Origin of the sequence: Rouxiella sp. S1S-2 (genome assembly GCF_009208105.1) — a bacterium.
Taxonomy (GTDB): Bacteria; Pseudomonadota; Gammaproteobacteria; order Enterobacterales; family Enterobacteriaceae; genus Rouxiella.
The window spans coordinates 1,002,263-1,025,940 of sequence record NZ_WFKL01000001.1; the positions used below are offsets into that span (position 1 = coordinate 1,002,263).

General features: G+C 52.8%; 16 protein-coding genes. 9 read left to right on the plus strand and 7 right to left on the minus strand.

The window, feature by feature from the left end:
* Positions 1-12 precede the first annotated feature (12 nt).
* The 5 genes from rsmE to metK all read right to left on the minus strand — a co-directional run bounded on the left by rsmE (position 13) and on the right by metK (position 5,265).
* Positions 13-744: a 16S rRNA (uracil(1498)-N(3))-methyltransferase gene (gene rsmE / locus GA565_RS04690; protein WP_152197539.1), complete on the minus strand. Its 732-nt coding sequence runs from the start codon at positions 742-744 to the stop codon at positions 13-15.
* A gap of 124 nt (positions 745-868) precedes the next feature.
* The gene (endA, locus tag GA565_RS04695; RefSeq protein WP_152197540.1) at positions 869-1,585 is read right to left on the minus strand and encodes a deoxyribonuclease I; all 717 of its coding nucleotides are present in this window, start codon (positions 1,583-1,585) and stop codon (positions 869-871) included.
* Positions 1,586-1,706: 121 nt separating this feature from the next.
* Positions 1,707-2,213, minus strand: coding sequence for a SprT family zinc-dependent metalloprotease (locus GA565_RS04700; RefSeq protein ID WP_152197541.1), 507 nt, complete (start codon positions 2,211-2,213; stop codon positions 1,707-1,709).
* Positions 2,214-2,324: 111 nt separating this feature from the next.
* Entirely contained in the window at positions 2,325-3,722 is a 1,398-nt protein-coding gene (locus GA565_RS04705; protein ID WP_152197542.1) for a sugar porter family MFS transporter, read from the minus strand.
* Positions 3,723-4,113: 391 nt separating this feature from the next.
* Positions 4,114-5,265 (minus strand): methionine adenosyltransferase, encoded by a 1,152-nt coding sequence (gene metK, locus GA565_RS04710; RefSeq protein WP_152197543.1) that lies wholly within the window; start codon positions 5,263-5,265, stop codon positions 4,114-4,116.
* A gap of 867 nt (positions 5,266-6,132) precedes the next feature.
* Between metK and speA the strand changes: the two genes are divergently transcribed.
* From speA to fbaA, 6 genes are all read left to right on the plus strand, one after another.
* Entirely contained in the window at positions 6,133-8,118 is a 1,986-nt protein-coding gene (speA, locus tag GA565_RS04715) for a biosynthetic arginine decarboxylase (RefSeq protein ID WP_152197544.1), read from the plus strand.
* A gap of 67 nt (positions 8,119-8,185) precedes the next feature.
* Positions 8,186-9,112: an agmatinase gene (gene speB, locus GA565_RS04720; RefSeq protein WP_152197545.1), complete on the plus strand. Its 927-nt coding sequence runs from the start codon at positions 8,186-8,188 to the stop codon at positions 9,110-9,112.
* Positions 9,113-9,439: 327 nt separating this feature from the next.
* A complete protein-coding gene (gene tkt / locus GA565_RS04725; RefSeq protein WP_152197546.1) occupies positions 9,440-11,434 on the plus strand; it encodes a transketolase in 1,995 nt (664 codons plus the stop codon).
* A 458-nt stretch (positions 11,435-11,892) separates the two neighbouring features.
* Positions 11,893-12,909 (plus strand): erythrose-4-phosphate dehydrogenase, encoded by a 1,017-nt coding sequence (epd, locus tag GA565_RS04730; RefSeq protein ID WP_152197547.1) that lies wholly within the window; start codon positions 11,893-11,895, stop codon positions 12,907-12,909.
* Between the two features lie 63 nt (positions 12,910-12,972).
* Positions 12,973-14,136, plus strand: coding sequence for a phosphoglycerate kinase (pgk, locus tag GA565_RS04735; protein WP_152197548.1), 1,164 nt, complete (start codon positions 12,973-12,975; stop codon positions 14,134-14,136).
* Between the two features lie 93 nt (positions 14,137-14,229).
* Positions 14,230-15,309, plus strand: a complete 1,080-nt coding sequence (gene fbaA / locus GA565_RS04740) for a class II fructose-bisphosphate aldolase (protein WP_055772568.1) — start codon at positions 14,230-14,232, stop codon at positions 15,307-15,309.
* Positions 15,310-15,388: 79 nt separating this feature from the next.
* Here fbaA and GA565_RS04745 read toward each other — a convergent pair whose 3' ends face one another.
* The gene (locus GA565_RS04745; RefSeq protein ID WP_152197549.1) at positions 15,389-16,144 is read right to left on the minus strand and encodes a transporter substrate-binding domain-containing protein; all 756 of its coding nucleotides are present in this window, start codon (positions 16,142-16,144) and stop codon (positions 15,389-15,391) included.
* 12 nt (positions 16,145-16,156) lie between these two features.
* A complete protein-coding gene (locus GA565_RS04750; protein WP_152197550.1) occupies positions 16,157-17,548 on the minus strand; it encodes an amino acid permease in 1,392 nt (463 codons plus the stop codon).
* Between the two features lie 391 nt (positions 17,549-17,939).
* On the opposite strand from GA565_RS04750, the gene GA565_RS04755 reads away from it, so the two are divergent.
* The 3 genes from GA565_RS04755 to GA565_RS04765 all read left to right on the plus strand — a co-directional run bounded on the left by GA565_RS04755 (position 17,940) and on the right by GA565_RS04765 (position 23,611).
* The gene (locus GA565_RS04755) at positions 17,940-19,025 is read left to right on the plus strand and encodes a LacI family DNA-binding transcriptional regulator (protein WP_152197551.1); all 1,086 of its coding nucleotides are present in this window, start codon (positions 17,940-17,942) and stop codon (positions 19,023-19,025) included.
* A gap of 133 nt (positions 19,026-19,158) precedes the next feature.
* On the plus strand, positions 19,159-22,275 hold the full coding sequence (locus tag GA565_RS04760) for a beta-galactosidase (RefSeq protein WP_152197552.1): 3,117 nt from the start codon (positions 19,159-19,161) through the stop codon (positions 22,273-22,275).
* 64 nt (positions 22,276-22,339) lie between these two features.
* Complete coding sequence (locus GA565_RS04765; protein ID WP_152197553.1) at positions 22,340-23,611, plus strand: MFS transporter; 1,272 nt, start codon at positions 22,340-22,342, stop codon at positions 23,609-23,611.
* The last annotated feature ends 67 nt before the right edge of the window (positions 23,612-23,678 follow it).

A 23,678-nucleotide genomic window follows, 5' to 3' on the forward strand; every position in this document is an offset into this window, starting at 1 on the left:
TAGAGACGGCTTCTAGCCCAAGTCGCCAAAACGCACCTGCAGGGCGGTTATGGCGGTGAGCGCTGTAGTTTCTGTGCGTAAAACGCGCGGTCCCAACAGGATATCAGTAAATCCGTAACCCGTGGTCATCGCAATTTCGTCGGCGGAAAGCCCGCCTTCAGGACCAATCAATAATCGCACACGTTCTACCGGCAGTGGCAGCGTATTTATGCTGTGGCTGGCGCGAGGGTGTAAATTTAGCTTCAAACTGTTGTCCGGCTCGGCGCACCACTGCTCGAGCGACATCGCTTCACGTATTTCAGGCACGCGGTTTCTTCCGCACTGCTCACAGGCGGCAATGGCGATTTTTTGCCACTGTTGCAGCTTTTTGGCCAGCCTTTCGCCGTCCAGTTTAACGCCACAGCGCTCTGAAAACAGCGGCGTGATGGTGTTTACGCCCAGTTCGATAGATTTTTGGATGGTGAATTCCATCTTCTCACCGCGAGAAATAACCTGACCGAGATGCAGATTTAGCGGTGATTCATTATCGGCCAACTCTGCGTCGGCAAGCTGCACGTGTACGCTTTTCTTGTCAACGCGCGTGATGTTGGCGTTGAACACTTGATTTGAACCGTCGAACAGCTGAACGTGCTGACCCGGCTGCATGCGCAGCACGCGGCCTACGTGGTTAGCGGCGTCTTCGCTCAGTGCGACTTCGCTGTGCGCGATAAGTTGCTCGGGGTGATAAATGCGCGGTATTCGCATGTGACACGGTGGTCCTTATGTAGTCCTAAAATACAAAACAGCGCCTTGGCGCTGTTAAGCAGCACGCTCGGCTGTTCATCAAGACGGAGCGTGCTTGGCAAGCAGAGCTGGGAGATATAGTAGGTTAGCTGTTTCCCCGCTGGCAAGCCTGCTGAACATAGTTGTTATGATTCCCCTGCACCGCGGCAATACGATTATCGCGTTCACACTCCCACGGGGTGACCGGATAGAGCTTGTCCCAAGCGGTAAATAGCTGCGTTTGCTGGCGTGACAGGCTGAGTTGATAGCGGTCGCGCATATAAAAATAGGTGCGGGCAATGGCACCGCGAGCGCGAGCGGGAGGCTCCGCAGCCTTGTTTTTGAAATCAACTTTCATCTCGCAGCGGCCATACTGGTCGGCAGGCGCATTCCACTGACTGTACTGAAAGTTGTTGCGATCGCCATTCACTTCACCGATTGCGGGCTGCAGATTATGCAGGTCCGTTTCAATCTGGCGATAGCCTGCGTCTTTTGCACAATTTTTTCTGCCGCCGTTTTGCCAGCACTGACGCTGGTGGCCAAACTCCCACGCCGGAACCACGTGTTCCCATTCAATGCGTTCGGCTCGTTGGGCACTTTTGCGCGGAACATAGCCGCAGGATTGCAGGTCCGGCGTGCCTTTTTTACCGGTCCAGCTGACTTTGCAGCCACAGTAAAAAGTCGGTGCATCGTGATTTATTTTTACCGCCGCGGCCTTCGCCTGGCTGAAATTATTGATTTTTATATCGTCGTTTGAACGACCAAGCGAGCTAAAAGAGGAGAAAGCGATGAGTGACAACAACAGCCCGATTTTGCGAGACATATTCCAGAACAGCCTAATAACTAAAAGCAGGCAGGGTAGCGGATGCCCCACGCGCTATCAATGAGATAATAGATATATTTTAACGAGTTAGGCGCTGCGGTTAGGCAATGCTTTTAGCGCTTTAATGGCTTTTGAAACGCAGTATCGTACCGCAGTGGCTGCAGCGATATTCAGCCTCTTTGCGCATTACCTTATTATGACGACGTACCGTTAGCTGATGATCACGGCACTCGCACAGATAGGGGTAGGTTTTGCTCTGCACCGAGGTGACGGTGAACGGGTGCGTGCGGCGGGGGGGAACGCCTAAAATTGACTCCATCATCCAGCGCCATTCTTTCCCGTGTGGAGCAGCGGCGCGACCAAAACGGCGATAAACCAGCAAATGGGCCAGTTCGTGTGGCACCACTTCATCGATAAATTGTTGCTGATTTTCTATCAACAGCACCGGATTGAGCCGTATCTGCCAATATTGCAGGTAGGCAGTGCCAGCGCTGGTGCCGCGTTGCTGATAGTTGATTTCAGGCTCTGGATAGGTGGTATCCAGCTTCTGGTTAGCAAGTTGCAGTTTTTCTCGCATACAGCGCATAACAGCTTGTTGCAAGGCTATGGGGAGTCTGGTGCTTTTCATGTTTTTAAGCATAAATCCGACAGCAAGGTTTGTGCAAGAACATTGGTGGGCAAAAAAATAAAGGCACTCAATGAGTGCCTTTATGGATGTTATGCAACAAGCCCGAGTGTGTTATTCACCGATGTTTTTCAGCGCTTTACCGCTCATCAGGTTACGCTCGATATGTTCCAGAGAAACGTTTTTGGTTTCAGGAATAAGCGCCAGGGTGATGAAGATAAACACCAGATTCAGCGCGCCATAGACCCAGAAGGTATTGGCGTTGCCCAGATTGTCGAGCATGGTCAGGAAGGTTGCACCGACGATCATGTTAGCAATCCAGTTGGTGGCCGTTGAAACGGTGATACCGAAATCACGGCCTTTAAGCGGCTGAATTTCAGAACACAGTACCCAAATCAACGGCCCGGCGCTCATTGCGAAGCCGACAATAAACATCAGCAGCATGGCGATAGAGAAGTATTTGGCACCCATGGACTCTACGCCAATGTGCAGCATGGTGCCCAACACGCCCATACCTACTGCCATGACCAGGAAGCCCAGAATCAGCGTAGGCTTGCGTCCCCAGCGGTCAACCAGGCCGATGGCGATAAAGGTGGCCAATACGTTAACCAGACCGACGATAACCGTGCCCCACATCTGCTGTGAATTGCTGGCAAAACCAGCCAGACCGAAGATTTTTGGTGCGTAGTACATGATGACGTTCATGCCGGTAAACTGCTGCATGACCTGTAGCAGAACACCGAGGTACACAGCGCGGCGGAAGTTTTTGTTGGCCGTAAACAGTGACCAGCCGCCTTGTTTCACTTTCAGGCTTTCACGGATTTCATTCAGCTCTTTTTTGGCCTGCTCGCTGGTGTCGCGCAGTTTTTCGAGCACGCGACGTGCTTTATCATCGTTGCCACGGGCCGCCAACCAGCGCGGACTGTCCGGCAGGAAGAACACGCCAACCAGCAGCAGCAGGGCCGGAATAGTGATAACGCCCAGCATCCAGCGCCATGCGCCGGTGTAGCTGAAGCCGGTATCAGACAGATAGGCCGCCAGAATACCGATGGTTATCATCAGCTGATACATTGAAATCATGCTGCCACGAATTTTTTCAGGCGCAATTTCAGAAAGATACAGCGGTGCGGTATAAGAGGCTACGCCGACTGCCAAGCCCAGCAGCACGCGCGCAACAATCAGAACGTCAGTATTGGGTGACAGGGCCGAAGCCAGTGAGCCGATGACGAACAGCACGGCACCGATCATCAGACTATACTTACGACCAATACGGAAGTTCATCCAACCACTGCCGACGGCACCTACTGCGGCGCCAAACATCATGGAGCTGACGACCCACTCCTGCTCATGGCTGGAAATTTGGAAATCGTGACTGATAAACGGAAGGGCGCCTGCTATGACCCCGATGTCCAGACCGAACAGCAGCCCAGCCAATGCGGCGAGAAAACAGACAAAAAAAGTCACACTCTTGTTAGAGCGCTTCCCTGTCTTATATGACGTTGAGTTACTCATCCTGCCTCCGAAAAATGGCTATAATACTTTGCCAGCTATGTTATTTGCCCTTGCACCGCCATAAAGTGCGCCAGATCACAGAGTTGTAATCGCTTACACTTAAACGTACGTGGACAAACGGGTTCTGGCGAGCTCTTTTATGACTTTGTCTAGGTGGGCGCGTTAGCGATGTAGAGTTTTAGTCTATCCCTTGATTTAAATCAATCAATTCCTGAGAAACTGTTAGTGATTATTTCTGTAATTAACTAATTAGTAAGCATTTATATTCTGTAACCGTTTTCATTTTAGCCTAATTCTTAATGCTAGCGTGACGTTATTGGGCATAAAAAAACCCCGCCGTCTAAGGGCAGGGTTGTGTTGTTGACTGAGGCGCATTACACCGTCGAACCCATTATAGGCCGGCGGCTTCACGCAGCTGAGCGGCTTTGTCGGTTTTTTCCCAAGGGAAATGTTCACGACCGAAGTGACCATAAGCAGCCGTTTCTTTATAGATTGGGTGCAGCAGATCAAGCATCTGAATCAAACCGTATGGGCGCAGGTCGAAGAACTCGCGAACCAGCAGAGTCAGCTGTTCGTTAGAGATTTTACCCGTGCCGAAGGTTTCAACCATGATAGAGGTCGGTTCTGCAACGCCGATAGCGTAGGAAACCTGGATTTCACAACGGTCAGCCAGGCCAGCGGCAACGATGTTTTTCGCAACGTAGCGTGCGGCATAAGCAGCAGAACGGTCAACCTTGGAAGGATCCTTACCAGAGAAAGCACCGCCGCCGTGACGCGCCATACCGCCGTAGGTATCAACGATAATTTTACGACCGGTCAGACCGCAGTCACCCATTGGGCCACCAATAACAAAACGGCCAGTCGGGTTGATATGGAATTTGGTAGAAGCGTTCAGCCATTCGGTAGGCAGAACCGGCTTGATGATTTCTTCCATCACGGCTTCTTGCAGATCTTTCAGGTTAACGTCTTCAGAGTGCTGAGTAGACAGCACAACGGCGTCAATACCGACGATTTTGCCATCGTCATACTGGAAAGTGATCTGACTTTTTGCATCCGGACGCAGCCAAGGCAGTGAGCCTGATTTGCGCACTGCGGCCTGTTGCTGCACTAAACGGTGTGCGTAGGTCACGGGTGCTGGCATCAACACGTCGGTTTCGTTGGTCGCATAACCAAACATTAGGCCCTGGTCGCCAGCGCCTTGCTCAAGGGGATCGCTGCGGTCAACGCCCTGATTGATATCAGGAGATTGCTTACCAATGGCGCTCAGCACGGCGCAAGAGTTGGCGTCAAAGCCCATTTCAGAGTTGACGTATCCGATTTCACGGATGGTATTACGGGTAATCTCTTCGATGTCTACCCAAGCGCTGGTGGTCACTTCGCCCCCCACTAAAACCATACCGGTTTTAACGTAGGTTTCGCACGCTACGCGCGCTTTTGGATCTTGTTCTAAAATCGCGTCGAGAACGGCATCAGAGATTTGGTCTGCGATTTTGTCTGGATGTCCTTCTGAAACAGATTCGGACGTAAAGAGGTGTTTAGCCATTATCTTCTTTACCTTTCATACGACGGTTAGAGATTGCTGCCAAACTAGGCAACTTGAAAAAGGACAGATTTGAAGCCCATCCTGAAGCCGTTTGACGGTTTGTCAGAGTATACTCCAAATCGCTTTGGGTATGGACGGATTAACATCTGGATGGCTATTTTAGGACAGCTTTTAATGTGATTGCCAGCCCTTTTTTACTGCAGTCGTATTCATATTGTGCCGAATTTGCGTGACATTCACTGTTCGAAACAGCTTTGACCTCATTTTCATTTTGCATTTTTACAGGGTTATCGGTATAAACGCCCCCGCGCTGCCATCTTTCATCTTTAGGCGATTACGCAGCGTATTCCAGTAATTACTGTTCTCTTTTGCCCTATATTTGGCTGGATGCTCGCACTTTTGCGTGGCACCTGTGGAGGTGGTTAGGTTAATGACCCACTTTTTACCGCTTGTTACATTTCAACAGCATCCCCAGCAGACGCATTTAATTTCTGCGTCCCACCACTGTGAAAAAATTCTGTCATCTATCCGATGTTATAAACAGCGTGTCTCTACACGGCTGTCTTATAGACAGGTCAGTCACAGACATCTCGGCGCTACTCAAGATTCTCGGGCCGGCTAAACGCCATTTTCCCCCAAATTATTGATGTAGCCTGCGACCTTTGGGGGCAGTTCTCCCATGGTTTCTTCTGACTCGCTCCACGGAGTCTGACAACGTGATTTACAATTATATGAGTGAACAACTTTTTTTCAGGGTTGAGCGTCCGGTTTTTGCTGCGCGTTTCTCGGCTTTGTCTGGGTTGTTCTCACCTGTTGTTACTGCGATAGTGGCTGGCCATGCTGTCAGTGTAGAAAAGGGTATTAACTATGTCTGATGACATGCATTCCCACCGTCCGTCTCATGCGGGCGACAGTGTTTCTTTGCGCTCCATGCAGGAGGTTGCCGTGAACGACCGTGATGCCAGCAAAATGCTGCGCACTTATAACGTTGCCTATTGGGGCAATAATTATTACGACGTCAATGAGTTAGGTCATATCAGCGTCTGTCCCGATCCGGACGTACCTGAAGCTCGCGTCGACCTGGCACAGCTGGTTAAAGACTTGCGTGAGCAGGACGGTCAACGTCTGCCTGCGCTGTTCTGTTTCCCACAAATTTTACAACACCGTCTGCGCTCGATTAACGGAGCGTTTAAGCGCGCCCGTGAGTCATTTGGCTACGAGGGTGACTATTTCCTGGTTTATCCCATCAAGGTAAACCAGCACCGTCGCGTGATTGAATCACTGGTTGAATCCGGTGAACCGCTGGGCCTGGAAGCCGGTTCTAAAGCTGAGCTGATGGCCGTTCTGGCGCACGCGGGCATGACCCGTTCGGTTATCGTGTGTAACGGCTATAAAGACCGTGAATACATTCGCCTGGCGCTGATCGGCGAGAAGCTGGGTCACAAGGTCTATCTGGTTATTGAAAAAATGACCGAGATTAAGCTGGTGCTTGAAGAAGCCGAGCGCCTGAACGTTATCCCGCGTTTGGGCGTGCGTGCGCGTCTTTCTTCGCAGGGTTCCGGCAAGTGGCAGTCAAGCGGCGGCGAGAAGTCCAAATTTGGTTTGGCGGCGGCGCAGGTGCTGCAGCTGGTAGAAATGCTGCGTGACGCAGACCGTCTCGACAGTCTGCAATTGCTGCACTTCCATCTCGGCTCACAGCTGTCGAACATTCGCGACATTTCTACCGGCGTACGTGAGTCTGCGCGTTTCTACGTTGAGCTGCACAAACTGGGCGTGAACATTCAGTGCTTCGACGTCGGCGGCGGTTTGGGCGTGGACTATGAAGGTACGCGTTCGCAGTCTGACTGCTCGGTTAACTATGGTTTGAACGAATACGCCAACAACGTTATCTGGGGTATTGGCGACGCCTGTAATGAGCACGGCCTGCCGCACCCAACGGTGATAACCGAGTCGGGACGTGCGGTTACCGCACACCATACGGTGCTGGTTTCCAACGTCATTGGCGTTGAGCGTAATGAATTTACGCCGCCGGTGGCACCTGCTGAAGACGCACCGCGTGCGCTGCTGAGCCTGTGGGACACCTGGAACGAAATGCACGACCCAGAGAACCGTCGTTCTCTGCGCGAGTGGTTGCATGATTGCCAGATGGACTTGCACGACGTTCACTCGCAGTATGCGCACGGTATTCTCGACCTGACCCAGCGCGCCTGGGCGGAAGAAATCTACCTCAATATCTGTAACGTTATTCAGAAGCAGCTCGACCCGAGCAACCGTGCGCACCGTCCTATCATTGACGAGCTGCAGGAGCGCATGGCCGACAAACTTTACGTTAACTTCTCGCTGTTCCAGTCAATGCCGGACGCCTGGGGTATTGACCAGCTGTTCCCGGTTCTGCCGCTGGAAGGTCTCGACAAGCCACCGGTTGGCCGCGCCGTGCTGCTCGACATCACCTGCGACTCCGACGGCACTATTGATCACTACGTTGACGGTGACGGTGTGGCAACCACCATGCCAATGCCGCCGTACGATCCTGAAAATCCGCCGGCGCTGGGCTTCTTTATGGTGGGCGCCTACCAGGAAATTCTTGGCAACATGCACAACCTGTTCGGCGATACCGCAGCGGTAGACGTGTTTGTTTTTCCTGACGGCAGCGTTGAAGTGCAGCAGTCCGACGAAGGCGATACCGTGGCCGACATGCTGGAATACGTGCAGTTGGACCCGAACGTTCTGCTGGCCCGTTTTCGTGACCAGGTTAAAGAAACCGACCTCGATGCAGGACTTCAGGCGCAGTTTATCGAAGAGTTCGAGAGCGGTCTGTACGGTTACACTTATTTAGAAGACGACAACATTTAAGCAACGGCTGAGAACCATGGCCTCGCGGAACATCACTCGCGCGAGGCTTTTATATAAAGGATAAGTTATGAGCACTTTGGGGCATAAGTTTGATAACTCGCTGGTTTCCAACGCGTTTGGTTTCCTGCGTTTTCCGGTGAATTTTGAGCCATACGACAGCGATGCCGAGTGGGTTATCACCGGTATTCCTTTCGATATGGCCACCTCTGGCCGTTCGGGTTCACGCCTTGGCCCGGCGGCTATCCGTCAGGTGTCTGTAAATCTCGCCTGGGAAGGCAAGCGCTGGCCGTGGGACTTCGACCTGCGCGACCGCCTGAAAGTGGTTGACTGCGGCGACGTCGTGTACGAATTCGGCGATGCGCAGAGCCTGGTGAACAACCTGGAAGAGCACGCAGACAAACTGCTGGCCTCCGGTAAACGCATGCTGTCTTTCGGTGGCGACCACTTTGTGACTCTGCCGCTGCTGCGCTCTCACTTTAAAAAGTTCGGTAAAATGGCGCTGGTTCACTTTGATGCGCATACCGATACTTACTCCAACGGCAGCAAATTTGACCACGGCACTATGTTCTATCATGCGCCGAAAGAGGGTCTGATCTCTGCTGAAAACTCGGTACAGATTGGTATCCGCACCGAATTTGATAAAGACCTAGGTTTCACCGTATTAGACGCGGCGCAGGTGAATGACCGCACCGTTGACGATATTCTGGCGCAGGTTAAGCAGATCGTCGGTGATTTGCCGGTTTATCTAAGCTTTGACATCGACTGTCTGGATCCGGCGCACGCTCCGGGAACCGGTACGCCGGTGATTGGCGGACTGACCTCCGACCGTGCGTTGAAACTGGTGCGTGGCCTGAAAAATCTGGACCTTGACATTGTGGGCATGGACATCGTTGAAGTTGCGCCGGCCTACGACCAGTCAGAAATTACCGCGTTGGCCGCGGCGACGCTGGCTCTGGAAATGCTTCACGTGCAGGCCGATAAAAAAGGCGAATAATTTCTCAGACGCTTGCCGTTAACGAAAATCAGGACCCGGTAATACCGGGTCTTTTTGTTTCTTTCTGCTTCGATCCCGCCACAAAATTTTCAAAACGGCAGCGAAAGTTTTTATAAAACAACCTGCCAAACAACATCTCCTTATAAGCCGTGTGCCAAGATTGGTTTTTGCCAGCGGGGGCGATATAGTTGGGTAGACTAAAAACTCTATGCCCCCAGCGCCGCTTCGATAAGTGTGTTCCGTGCAGTAATAGAGATTGCCGTTTTAATACGTAGTCTGAGAAAATGATTTTTTCGACTGCTTTTTTAATCCGACCTGGAGTAGAACATGTCCTCTCGTAAAGAGCTTGCGAACGCTATCCGCGCACTCAGCATGGACGCCGTGCAGAAAGCGAATTCCGGCCACCCTGGCGCCCCTATGGGCATGGCCGACATCGCCGAAGTCTTGTGGCGTGATTACCTGAACCACAACCCGACCAACCCGCACTGGGCCGACCGCGACCGCTTCGTCCTCTCAAACGGTCACGGCTCTATGCTGATTTACAGCCTGCTGCACCTCACCGGCTACGACTTGCCGATTAACGAGCTTGCCAACTTCCGCCAGCTGCACTCCAAGACCCCAGGTCACCCGGAGTACGGCTACACCCCAGGCGTTGAAACCACCACTGGCCCGCTGGGTCAGGGGATTGCTAACGCCGTCGGTTTTGCCATCGCCGAACGCACGCTGGCCGCGCAGTTCAACCGCGAAGGCCACGACGTCGTCAACCACCACACCTACGCCTTCCTGGGCGACGGCTGTATGATGGAAGGTATCTCCCACGAGGTGTGCTCGCTGGCCGGTACCATGAAGCTCGGTAAACTGACCGCGTTCTACGATGACAACGGCATCTCCATCGACGGCCACGTAGAAGGCTGGTTCACCGATGACACCGCGGCGCGTTTTGAAGCCTACAACTGGCACGTCATTCGTCACGTAGACGGCCACAACCCTGACGCGATTAAAGCGGCTATCGAAGAGTCCCACAAGGTGACCGACAAGCCGACGCTCATCCTGTGCAAAACCATCATCGGTTTCGGTTCGCCAAACAAGGCCGGTACCCACGACGTGCACGGCGCCGCGCTGGGTGCGGACGAAGTGGCCGCCACGCGTAAAGCGATTGGCTGGAACTATCCGCCGTTTGAAATTCCTCAGGACATTTATGCCCAGTGGGACGCCAAGGAAGCCGGTAAGGCCAAAGAAGCGGCCTGGAACGACAAGTTCGCCGCCTACGCCAAAGCCTACCCGGAGCTGGCCGCCGAGTTTGACCGTCGCGTTAACGGCAAGCTGCCGCAGAACTGGGAAACCGAGTCACAGAAATTCATCGAAGGGTTGCAGGCCAAGCCGGCGAACATCGCCAGCCGCAAGGCGTCGCAGAACTCGCTGGAAGCCTTCGGCAAAATTCTGCCGGAGTTCCTGGGCGGCTCTGCCGACCTGGCGCCGAGCAACCTGACCATGTGGTCCGGCTCGAAATCAATCGGCGACGACCAGGCGGGTAACTACATTCACTACGGCGTGCGCGAGTTCGGCATGACCGCCATCACCAACGGCATCGCGCTGCACGGCGGCTTCTTGCCGTACTCGGCGACCTTCCTGATGTTCGTGGAGTACGCCCGTAACGCGGTGCGCATGGCCGCGCTGATGAAAATCCGCAACGTGTTCGTTTACACCCACGACTCTATCGGTCTGGGCGAAGACGGCCCGACGCACCAGCCGGTGGAGCAGTTGGCCAGCCTGCGCGTGACGCCGAACATGAGCCTGTGGCGCCCGGCCGACCAGGTCGAGTCCGCGGTGGCGTGGAAATACGCGATTGAGCGCAACGACGGCCCGACGACGCTGATTTTCTCCCGTCAGAACCTGACCCAGCAACCGCGTACCGCCGAGCAGTTGGCGAACGTGGCGCGCGGGGGTTACATTCTGAAGGACAGCGAAGGCACGCCAGAGGTTATCCTGATTGCCACCGGCTCTGAAGTGGGTATCACCGTGGAAGCGGCCGACAAGCTGACCGCGGCGGGGACCCGGGTACGCGTGGTGTCGCTGCCGTCAACCGACGCGTTCGACAAGCAGGATGAAGCCTATCGCGAGTCCGTCCTGCCGAAAGCGATTTCGGCGCGCGTGGCGGTGGAAGCGGGCATTGCCGACTACTGGTATAAATACGTGGGCCTGAACGGCGCTATCGTGGGCATGACCACCTTTGGTGAGTCGGCGCCGGCGGAGCTGCTGTTCAAAGAGTTCGGCTTTACGGTAGACAACGTGGTCGCGAAAGCGCAGGCGCTGCTGAAATAAGTCTTTTATCGTCAGAGATTGTTTGAAGCAGGCCTAAAAAGGCCCCGGTGAAAGCCGGGGCCTTTTTTATGGCAACTCAGGTTCTGAAAATGTACTCAAAAATGTTCACCTTAATGACTTGCATCAATCACTTTAAATAACATTTTTTATAGAATAGTTTCCGCACTGGCGAAGATAAAATTTTTTACTGCTGGTTTTTTCAGCGAACGGAATGCAAAACGAACCAAAATGCGGCGAAATATTTCCTTTGTGCAAAGTTTGGTTTATGCTCGGCTGAACCGTTTCAGTTGTGGTTATTTAAGCAAACGTCGCTTGCTGGACGTAAACATGTTTAACTTGGCTGGGGTGTAGAGTTCTGATTTGCGTCTAATAAGATGCGATGATGATTCACCGCAAAGGCGCACTGCATTACTATAGGGTTATCGTAATTAGGTAACAACCGTGTAACAGGGAGAAGTATGCCAATACGTATCGCAATTAATGGCTTTGGTCGCATTGGCCGTAGCGTATTGCGCTCATTATACGAATCTGGTCGCCGTGCAGAAATCAGCGTTGTGGCAATCAATGAGTTGGCCAGTCCTGAAGGGATGGCGCACTTGTTGAAATACGACTCCAGCCACGGACGTTTTGCGTGGGACGTGCGCCAGGAAGGCGATGTGCTTTCCGTTGGCGACGATACTATCCGCCTGTTACACCAGCCCGATGCCAGTCTGCTTCCTTGGGGCGAGTTGAGCATTGATGTTGTCCTCGATTGCACCGGTGTTTACGGCAGTCGTCAAGACGGCGAAGCGCAGTTGGCCGCCGGAGCGAAGAAAATCCTTTTTGCCCATCCTGGTGGACCCGATCTTGATGCGACGGTCGTTTACGGCGTGAACCATCAATTGCTTCAACGCGAGCACCGCATCGTCTCCAACGCTTCCTGTACCACCAACTGTATTATCCCTATTATCAAACTTTTGGACGACGCGTTCGACATTGAATTCGGCACGGTCACCACCATCCATTCCGCGATGCACGACCAGCCGGTGATTGACGCCTATCATCCCGATTTACGCCGTACTCGCGCAGCCAGCCAGTCAATTATTCCCGTTGATACCAAGCTGTCTGCCGGCATTACCCGTATCATGCCCAAGTTCTGTGACCGCTTTGAGGCGATTTCGGTGCGTGTGCCGACTATCAACGTTACTGCCATTGATCTTAGCGTTTTCGTGTCCGAGAAGGTCGACGTTGAGCAGGTCAACCAGCTGCTGCAAAAGGCATCGAATGGTGCTTTTCGTGGTATTGTTGACTATACCGAACTACCATTAGTTTCTACTGATTTTAACCATGACCCACACAGCGCCATCGTCGATGGCACACAGACGCGGGTCAGTGGTCAGCGTCTGATAAAGACGTTGGTCTGGTGCGACAATGAGTGGGGCTTTGCCAACAGGATGCTCGACACCACGTTGGCAATGTCCGCAAGCGGTTTCTAGTAAGGCAAATCGGCTACGGCTGGTTACGCCCTCAGCAACTTTAAAGAGAATAGAGGATTCACCATGTCTGTAATTAAGATGAGCAGCCTGGATTTAGCAGGTAAGCGTGTACTGATTCGTGCGGATCTCAACGTGCCGGTTAAAGACGGTAAAGTGACGTCTGATGCACGTATTCGTGCCTCTTTGCCAACCATCGAAATCGCTCTGAAGCAAGGTGCGCGCGTGATGGTGACCTCGCATCTGGGGCGTCCTACCGAAGGCGAATATAACGAAGAGTTTTCTCTGCTGCCGGTTGTTAACTACCTGAAAGAGAAACTGTCTTCTCCTGTTCGCCTGGCTAAAGACTACCTCGACGGCGTGGATATTGCTGAAGGTGAGCTGGTTGTTCTGGAAAACGTTCGCTTTAACAAAGGCGAAAAGAAAGACGACGAAACTCTTTCTAAAAAATACGCAGCACTGTGCGACGTTTATGTAATGGATGCTTTTGGCACCGCCCACCGTGCGCAGGCATCAACTCACGGCGTAGGCAAGTTTGCTCCTATCGCCTGTGCGGGTCCGCTGCTGTCTGCCGAGCTTGAAGCCTTGGGCAAAGCGCTGGGTAATCCAGCACGTCCAATGGTGGCTATCGTGGGCGGTTCTAAAGTTTCAACTAAACTGACCGTGCTTGATGCGCTGTCTAAAATTGCAGACCAGCTGATCGTTGGCGGCGGCATTGCCAACACCTTCGTAGCCGCACAGGGCCACAACGTAGGTAAATCACTGTACGAAGCAGACTTGGTGGGTACCGCCAAAAAACTGCTCGAAACCTGTGATATTCCGGTTCCTACCGACGTTCGCGTGGCGACCGAGTTCTCCGAGACGGCTACTGCAACGTTGAAATCTACCGCCGATATCAAAGACGAAGAACAAATTCTGGATATGGGCGACGTGTCTGCACAGCGTCTGGCCGAAATCCTGAAAAACGCCAAAACTATTCTGTGGAATGGCCCGGTTGGCGTATTCGAGTTCCCTAACTTCCGTAAAGGAACCGAAATTGTGGCGCACGCCATTGCCGATAGCGACGCGTTCTCTATCGCTGGCGGCGGCGACACTCTGGCAGCAATCGACTTGTTCGGTATTGCTGACAAAATTTCCTACATCTCTACCGGCGGTGGCGCATTCCTTGAGTTCGTTGAAGGAAAAGAGCTGCCGGCCGTTGTGATGCTGGAAGAGCGTGCCAAGAAGTAATAATCGCGAGCGGGTGAGAGTATTCGCCCGCTCACGCTGTATTTTGTAATCCGATTCAATCCATCTACGACCGACGAAACAGGACAACGTAATATGTCTAAAATTTTTGATTTCGTAAAACCAGGTGTTCTTACTGGTGATGACGTTCAGAAAGTATTCGCAGTTGCTAAAGAAAATGCGTTTGCTCTTCCGGCTGTTAACTGTGTAGGCACCGACTCTATCAATGCTGCTCTTGAAGCGGCTGCGAAAGTTAAAGGCCCAATCATTATTCAGTTCTCCAACGGTGGCGCTGCATTTATCGCCGGTAAAGGTCTGAAAACTGACGTACCACAGGGCGCGGCTATTTTGGGCGCAATCTCTGGTGCACAACACGTTCACCTGATGGCAGAACATTACGGCGTGCCGGTTATTCTGCACACCGACCACTGTGCGAAAAAACTGCTGCCTTGGATCGACGGTCTGTTGGACGCGGGCGAAAAACACTTCGCGGCGACCGGCAAGCCACTGTTCTCTTCCCACATGATTGACCTGTCAGAAGAGTCTCTGGAAGAAAACATCGAGATCAGCAGCAAGTATCTGGCGCGCATGGCCAAGCTGGACATGACTCTGGAAATTGAACTGGGTTGCACCGGCGGCGAAGAAGACGGCGTTGATAACAGCCACATGGACGCCTCTGCACTGTATACCCAGCCAGAAGATGTTGATTACGCTTTCGAAAAACTGAGCGCCATCAGCCCTCGTTTCACGATTGCCGCGTCATTCGGTAACGTTCACGGTGTTTACAAACCAGGTAACGTTAAACTGACCCCAACTATTCTGCGTGATTCCCAAGATTACGTCAGCAAGAAACATAACCTGCCACACAACTCCTTGGACTTCGTGTTCCACGGCGGTTCAGGTTCTTCTGCTGCTGAAATCAAAGAATCAATCAGCTACGGTGTTATCAAAATGAACATCGATACTGATACTCAGTGGGCAAACTGGGACGGTATTTTGCAGTTCTACAAAAAGAACGAAGCTTACCTGCAGGCCCAGCTGGGCAACCCGGAAGGCGCAGACAAGCCGAACAAGAAGTTCTACGATCCACGCGTATGGCTGCGCTCTGCACAGTCCTCTATGGTGACTCGTCTGGAGCAGGCGTTCCACGAACTGAACGACGTAGACCGTCTGTAATTAAGACTGTTTTATCGTTGTGATTGAGAGAAGGGGCCGAATGGCCCCTTTTTTTATGCTGATTTTTGGAAAATAGTGATTACAGCCAGTTGGCGACAATTTTCTGATATTCGCCTGTCGCACGCGCCAGATGCAGCCATTGGTCAACGTACAGTTTCCAGCTAATGTCGTCGGTTGGCAGCATGTAGGACTTCTCACCGTACTGCATCGGCTTGTCAGGATTAACCGCGCACAGAGAAGGGTGCGATTTTTTCTGATACAGTGCCTCAGAAGCTTCAGTGACCATTACGTCGGCTTTCTTATCGACTAACTGCTGGAAAATACTGACATTATCGTGCGTTAGTGTCAGATTGCTTTTCGGCAGATAAGCATGGGCAAAAGCCTCATTTGTGCCACCGGCCGGTTCAATCAAGCGTACCGACGGTTTGTTTATCTGCTCAATAGTTTGATACTTTTTGACGTCAGTACAGCGCACCAGCGGAATTTTACCGTCTACGTCCATTTTCTCGGCAAAAAATACCTGCTGCTGGCGCGCCAGCGTGACCGAAATGCCGCCCATCGCGATATCACATTTTTCCGCCACTAAATCAGGGGTCAGCGTTTTCCAGGTTGATTTCACATAGTTGGTCTTCACGCCCAGGCTTTTTGCCAATGACTCCGCCATCGAAATATCAATGCCCTCATAGCTGCCGTCCGGTTTCAAAAAGGTATAAGGCTTATAATCGCCAGTGGTGCAAACGTTCAGCGTACCCTGTTTCACCACGCTTTGTAGATGAGAGGCTGCGCTGGCGCTCCCGGTGGCGACCAGCAATACCCAAGGTAATAAATTTTTCATTTCTCGCCCTTTTTATAGATTATTAATTTCTACAATATTTCCCGCTGCGGCGGTGTTTTTCTTCTTTTTAAGCCGATAGCTGACGGCCAGCACTAGCAGCCATACCGGGATCAGCCAGACTGAAATCTGAATCCCCGGCGTAAGGAACATAATCACCAAAATACCGGCCAAAAACAGCAGGCACAGCGCGTTGGTCACGGGGTAACCCAGACTCGGGAAATGTGTCTTTTTCCCTGCGTCACGTTTAGCGCTGCGAAATTTTAGGTGGGTGATGCTGATCATTGCCCAGTTAATCACCAGAGCAGAGACCACCAGGGACATCAGCAGCTCAAAGGCCTTACCTGGCATCAGATAGTTAAGCAGTACGCAAAGCGCGGTCGCCAAAGCCGAGACGCTCAGCGCGTTGAACGGAATGCCGCGGCGATTCACCTTCAGCAGCGCGGCAGGGGCATTACCCTGTTTTGCCAATCCGAACAGCATACGGCTATTGCTGAACACGCAGCTGTTATAAACAGAAAGCGCAGCGGAAAGTACAACGGCGTTCAACAGCGTGGCCACCAGATTACTGTCGAGTGCGTGGAAAATGAGAACAAACGGGCTGCCGCCTTCCACCACTTTCTGCCAAGGATACAGCGACAGCAGCACCGCCAGCGCGCCCACGTAGAACAGCAGGATGCGATAGATAACCTGGTTAGTGGCTTTCGGAATGCTTTTTTGTGGGTTATCTGCTTCAGCTGCGGTGATCCCGATCAGCTCCAATCCGCCAAACGAGAACATAATCACCGCCATTGCCATCACCAACCCGCTGATGCCGTTGGGGAAAAAGCCGCCGTATTGCCAGAGGTTGGCCACGCTGGCCTCCGGACCACCGTGACCGCTGGCCAGCAGCCAGGCACCAAAGGCAATCATGCCGACGATAGCCGCGACTTTAATGATTGAGAACCAGAATTCGACTTCCCCATACACTTTAACGCTGGTGAGATTGATGAGGTTTATTGCGACAAAAAACAGAGCCGCTGAAACCCAGGTGGGTATTTCCGGCCACCAATATTGAACGTAAATACCGACCGCGCTGAGTTCTGCCATGCTGACCAGAACATAAAGCACCCAGTAATTCCAACCCGACATAAAGCCAGCAAATCCGCCCCAGTACTTGTTGGCGAAGTGGCTGAATGAGCCAGCAACGGGTTCATCCACCACCATTTCGCCGAGCTGACGCATGATAAAGAAGGCGATGATCCCGGCGATAGCATAACCCAGCAGTACCGAGGGTCCTGCCATCTTGATGGTCTGGGCGATACCTAAAAATAGGCCGGTGCCAATGGCACCGCCCAGAGCGATCAGTTGGATGTGACGGTTTTTTAACCCTCTTCTCAGCTGACTTTGTGACTGTTGCATATCCATCCATTTTCCCCAAAGGTAGAAATATTTGTCCGGATGAGGATTAGCAATTCTCGGGCCATGGGTGGGAAGTTTGGAGAGAGGCTAGGGTTAACTCATTGAAAGGTTGATGTTATTATTTTTTGATGTGATTCACAGGCTATGCGTTTATTTTCATTGGCATCCAGTCATTGTGCTTGTTAGTTCGATTTCGTGCGTGAAGTGAGCGTTTTTTGCTTTATAAATGACGAATGTTGATCTAAATGGGTGCAGTCCTTGCAGTCCTTGCAAGCCTGCAAGCCTGCAAGCCTGCAAGCCTTTAGGTTTCGCCGCTTGCTCGATAAGAATAGAAATCTGTTATTATCGGAGCGCAGTCTTTGCATTGTCTTTAATCAACCCAGTCAGGAAGCCGCCGTTGAATAAGCCAAAATCTGTTACGCTCGATGACGTTGCTCGTCACGCCGGAGTCTCTTATCAGACGGTTTCCCGCGTGCTGAATCAGGCTGCACAAGTTTCTGAAAAAACGCGTTCACGGGTTGAAGCGGCAATGAACGAGCTGAACTATGTGCCTAATCGCATGGCGCAGCAGTTGGCCGGCAAACAGAGTTTCACCCTTGGGCTGGCAAGCACTAATTTAGCCCTCAATGCGCCTTCTCAAGGGGCTTCAGCTATCAAAACTCGCGCCAATCAGCTGGGGTATCACGTTGTTATCTCGATGGTTGAGGACCTGCAGCTGAAGTCCTGCCGCGCCGCCGTCAATGAACTGATTGCGCAGCGAGTGGACGGTATTCTGATTAATGTTCCGCTCGAAACTGACAACGCCCAGCAGGTGAAACAATGCTGTGGCAATTTGCCGGTGCTGTTTCTGGATGTTGATCCTCAGGCCAATCTGCTCAGCATTCTTTTCGATCCACAAGAGGGCGCGATGCAGGGGCTGGAGCATCTGCTTGCGCTTGGGCACCGGCAGATTGCCTTGCTGACTGGGCCGCTGGAGTCAGTCTCCGCTCGATTGCGCTACGAGGGTTGGCTTACGGGCCTGACCGCGCATCAGCTTGAGGCTTTTAGCGTGCTGCATGGAGACTGGAGTTCGGCTTCCGGCTATCAGCTGGCGCTGAATCTGCTTAACCCGCCGCAAAGGCCTACCGCAATACTGGTGGCAAACGACCAAATGGCGCTTGGGGTACTCCGCGCAGCCCACCAGCTGGGCGTTACTGTACCTCAGCAGCTTTCTGTGGTTGGCTATGACGACACTGAAGACAGTGCCTATTTTCAACCGCCGTTAACCACCATTGCCCAAGATTTTCGCCTCAGCGGTCGCGAAAGCGTTAACCGCATGGTGCAGATGCTGCAACATCCGCAGCAGACCAGTCCCGGTTCGTTGCTGCTCAATACCAGATTGATGCTGCGCCAAACAACATCGGCCCCCGGAGAGTCTCCCGACTCTGCGCAGTCACTGGCGCTGGAACTCAAACGTATCGCCCGCCAGCTCGAGCAACTTTAAGCCCGCGTGCACCTATCGCGCTGAAATTGTGATCCCCGTCGCCTTCTTGACGCAGCTTTCTTTACTTCATCCTCGACTGCAGCCATTTTAAAAACATTAATGTGAGCGCATAACATTTTGGTGAGGTAGGGTAATGAAAGGCTATACACAAGAGGCATTAAATCCGCTGAGTGCGGTGCTGGCGCGGCGCGACTGGGAAAACCCCGTCTGCACCCAGGTTAATCGGTTACCGGCCCATCCTCCTTTTCAAAGCTGGCGTAATGCTGATGAAGCCAAGGCGGACAGTAATTCCTCAAGCCTGCGCAGCCTAAACGGCGTGTGGAAATTCAGTTACTTCAGCCGCCCTGAGGCGGTGCCTGCCGAGTGGCTTGAGGCGGATTTACCGCATGCGGATGATTTGCAGGTGCCTTCAAACTGGCAGATGTCGGGCTACGACGCGCCCATTTATACCAACGTTCGTTATCCTATTCCGGTGAATCCACCGTTTGTTCCAGAAGATAACCCTACGGGATGTTATTCGCTCACATTTTCGGTAGACAGCGCCTGGCGCGAGCAAGGCCAGACGCGAATTATCTTCGACGGCGTCAATTCGGCCTTCTATCTGTGGTGTAACGGCCACTGGGTCGGTTATTCCCAGGACAGCCGACTGCCGGCGGAGTTTGACCTCGGGCAATATCTGCAGGACGGTGAAAATCGTCTGGCGGTAATGGTGCTGCGCTGGAGCGACGGCAGCTATCTTGAAGACCAGGACATGTGGCGGATGAGTGGTATTTTCCGCGACGTCAGCCTGCTGCATAAGCCGGCAATCCAGTTAACTGACGTCCAGCTGCGGACCCATCTACACGCCAATTATTCACTCGGTGAGCTTGAAGCAAAAATTAGCGTAGCGGCCAGCGAGGAAGCGGCGAGCGCATTAAAAGTTAATGTTCAACTTTGGCGCGGCGAGCAGAAGGTAGCTGAAGACGTGCAGCCGTTGGGCAGTGAAATTATTGACGAGCGCGGGGCTTATCACGAACGAATCACGCTGCGTCTGCCGCTGGATAAGCCGTTACTGTGGAGCGCTGAACAGCCTCATCTTTATCGGGCGGTGATTTCACTGCTCGACGCCGAGGATAAGTTGATCGAGGCCGAAGCGTTTGACGTGGGATTCCGTTACGTCGAAATCAGTCAGGGTTTGCTCAAGCTTAACGGCCAGCCGTTGCTTATCCGCGGCACCAATCGGCACGAACATCATTCTGAAAAAGGGCAGGCGGTGGATGAAGCCACCATGCTGCAGGATATTTTGTTAATGAAGCAGCACAATTTCAACGCCGTGCGCTGCTCGCATTATCCGAATCATCCGCTTTGGTACAGGCTTTGCGATCGCTACGGGCTGTACGTCGTGGACGAGGCTAATATTGAAACCCACGGCATGCAGCCGATGAACCGCCTGTCCGACGATCCGCAGTGGTTCAATGCGTTCAGCGAACGCGTGACGCGCATGGTGCAGCGTGACAAGAATCACCCCAGCATTATTATCTGGTCGCTGGGCAATGAGTCAGGGCATGGATCCACACACGATGCACTTTATCGCTGGATAAAATCTAGCGATCCGACGCGCCCGGTGCAGTATGAAGGCGGCGGTGCCAACAGCGCAGCGACCGACATTATCTGCCCAATGTATGCCCGCGTGGATCAGGATCAGCCATTCCCGGCGGTGCCGAAGTGGTCAATTAAAAAATGGATCGGCATGCCGGATGAAACTCGTCCGCTGATCCTCTGTGAATACGCACATGCGATGGGCAACAGCCTCGGCGGCTTCGACAAGTACTGGCAAGCGTTTCGTGACCATCCAAGACTGCAGGGCGGTTTTATCTGGGACTGGGTCGATCAAAGTCTGACCCGCACCGGCGACGACGGTGTGAGCTACTCGGCCTACGGCGGCGACTTTGGCGATACGCCCAACGATCGTCAATTCTGCATGAATGGTTTGGTATTTCAGGACCGTACGCCGCATCCCGCGCTTTTCGAAGCCCAGCGCGCGCAGCAATTTTTCCGCTTTGAACTGGTCAGTCAGCAGCCGTTGGTGATCGACGTCTACAGCGAATACCTGTTCCGCCGCAGTGATAACGAGCGCCTGAACTGGCGTATTGAGCTTGACGGTGCGTGTTTAGAACAGGGTGAAATCAGGCTCGATATCGCACCACAGGGCCGTCAGCGCATTGAGCTGGGCGATTTCCCGGCGGTTACTGCGTCTGGTGAGCTGTGGCTGAATGTTGATATTTCTCAACCCGATGCCACTGACTGGTCAACGGCTGGTCATCGCAGTGCCTGGCATCAGTGGCCGCTGCCGCGTGCGTTAAGTTTGCCCGCGCCTGCTAAAGAACATTTGGCCGCACCCGAACTGCAGCAACATGCCGACGGTGTTGAGGTTATTCAGGGGGGTCAGCGTTGGCAGTTCAATCGCCACAGCGGCCTGCTTGAACAGTGGTGGCAGGGCAGCGAAGAGCAGCTGCTTTCGCCGCTTGTCGACCAGTTTGTACGTGCGCCGCTGGATAATGACATCGGCGTCAGTGAAGCGACAAGAATTGATCCTCATGCCTGGGTCGAGCGCTGGAAAAAAGCGGGTATGTATCAGCTTGAGTCGCAACTGCTGCGTTTTCAGGCCTATCGCCTTGCCGATGCAGTGTGTGTTGAAACCGAGCACGCTTTCTTTAATGCCAGCGTCGCCTCATCCCAGGCTGCGCTCATCAGCCGTAAAACCTATCGCATCACTGCCGAGGGCGAAATGCGCATTGACGTGCAGGTGCAGGTTGCCAGCAGTTTACCGTCTCCGGCGCGAATAGGTCTGAGCTGCTGCCTGCGTCAGGTTTCAGCAAATGTTGAGTGGTTGGGCCTTGGCCCGCATGAAAACTATCCCGATCGCCAGCTTGCCGCGCAATTTTCTCGCTGGAAGTTGCCGTTGGCGCAGCTTTACACGCCGTACGTGTTCCCGTCTGAAAACGGCTCGCGCGGCGGCACCTGTGAATTGAATTACGGCAACCTGCAATTGCGCGGTGATTTCTCCTTTGGCCTGAGCCGCTTCAGCCTGAAGCAGTTGATGGACACCAGCCATCGCCATCTGCTGAAAGAAGAAGCGGGCACTTGGCTGAATATTGACGCTTTCCGAATGGGCGTGGGCGGTGATGATTCATGGAGTCCAAGCGTCAGCCCGGAATTTTTACTGACGGCCGGTGAATATCGCTATTCGCTGACCTGGTTAGGCAAGTAATGCTCGCTGCCCCGCCGCGCGCGTTGAGCGCAGGCTGGGCGGCCATCAAGGCTGAGGAGTTACCATGAACTACATGCGAAATACCAATTTTTGGACCTTTGGATTGTTCTTCTTTTTCTACTTTTTCATCATGGGCGCCTATTTCCCATTCTTCCCGATTTGGTTGCACGATATCAATCATATAAACCAAAGTGATACCGGTGTTATTTTTGCCTGTATCTCATTTTTCTCCTTGGTGTTTCAGCCGCTTTTTGGCCTGCTTTCCGACAAGCTTGGTCTGAAAAAACATTTGCTGTGGATTATCACCGGCATGTTGGTGCTGTTTGCGCCGTTCTTTATCTACGTTTTTGGTCCGCTGCTGCAAACCAATATCCTGTTGGGATCGATAGTCGGCGGCATCTATCTCGGCTTTATTTACAACGGCGGTGCACCGGCGATTGAGGCATACATTGAGAAAGTCAGCCGCCGCAGCAGCTTCGAGTTTGGGCGTGCGCGCATGTTTGGCTGTGTGGGCTGGGCGATTTGTGCCTCGGTGGTGGGGATAATGTTCACCATCAATAACCAGTTTGTTTTCTGGCTCGGCTCCGGCTGTGCGGTTATTTTGGCCATTCTGCTGTTGATTGCCAAACCTGCGGTAGGGGCCAGCGCCAAGGTTGCCAATGAGCTGGGTGCCAACAGTAAGCCTTTCAATCTGCGACTGGCGGCGGAGCTGCTTAAGGATAAAAAACTCTGGTTCCTCGGGCTGTATGTTGTCGGCGTTTCCTGCACCTATGAAGTGTTTGACCAGCAGTTTGCCAACTTCTTTACTTCATTCTTTAGCAGTGCGGATCAGGGTACGCGGGTGTTTGGCTACATCACCACCCTGGGTGAATTGCTCAATGCGTTTATTATGTTCTTTGCGCCTGCCATCGTTAACCGCATCGGCGGCAAGAACGCGCTGCTGCTGGCCGGAGCCATTATGTCAGTGCGCATCATTGGTTCGTCGTTTGCCAGTACTCCGGTCGAAGTGGTGCTGCTGAAAACGCTGCATATGTTCGAGATCCCGTTCCTGATTGTCGGCTGTTTCAAGTACATCACTTCGGTGTTTGAAGTGCGTTTTTCGGCCACTATTTATCTGGTCTGTTTCTGCTTCTTCAAGCAAATTGCGATGATTTTTATGTCGATTTTCGCCGGCGAGATGTATGGCAAAGTGGGTTTCCACGGCACCTACCTGATTTTAGGGCTGATTGCGCTGGCGTTTACCCTGGTGTCTATTTTTACCCTGACGGGGCGAGGACCGTTACAGGCGTTTAAACCGTCTCAGCGGGTGAGTGAAACCCGACCGGTGAGCCCATAGCGGACGTTTAGAAAGTACGCAAAGCGTAAGTGCAAGTTGGCAGTTACGCCGAATCTTGGTTACCCTT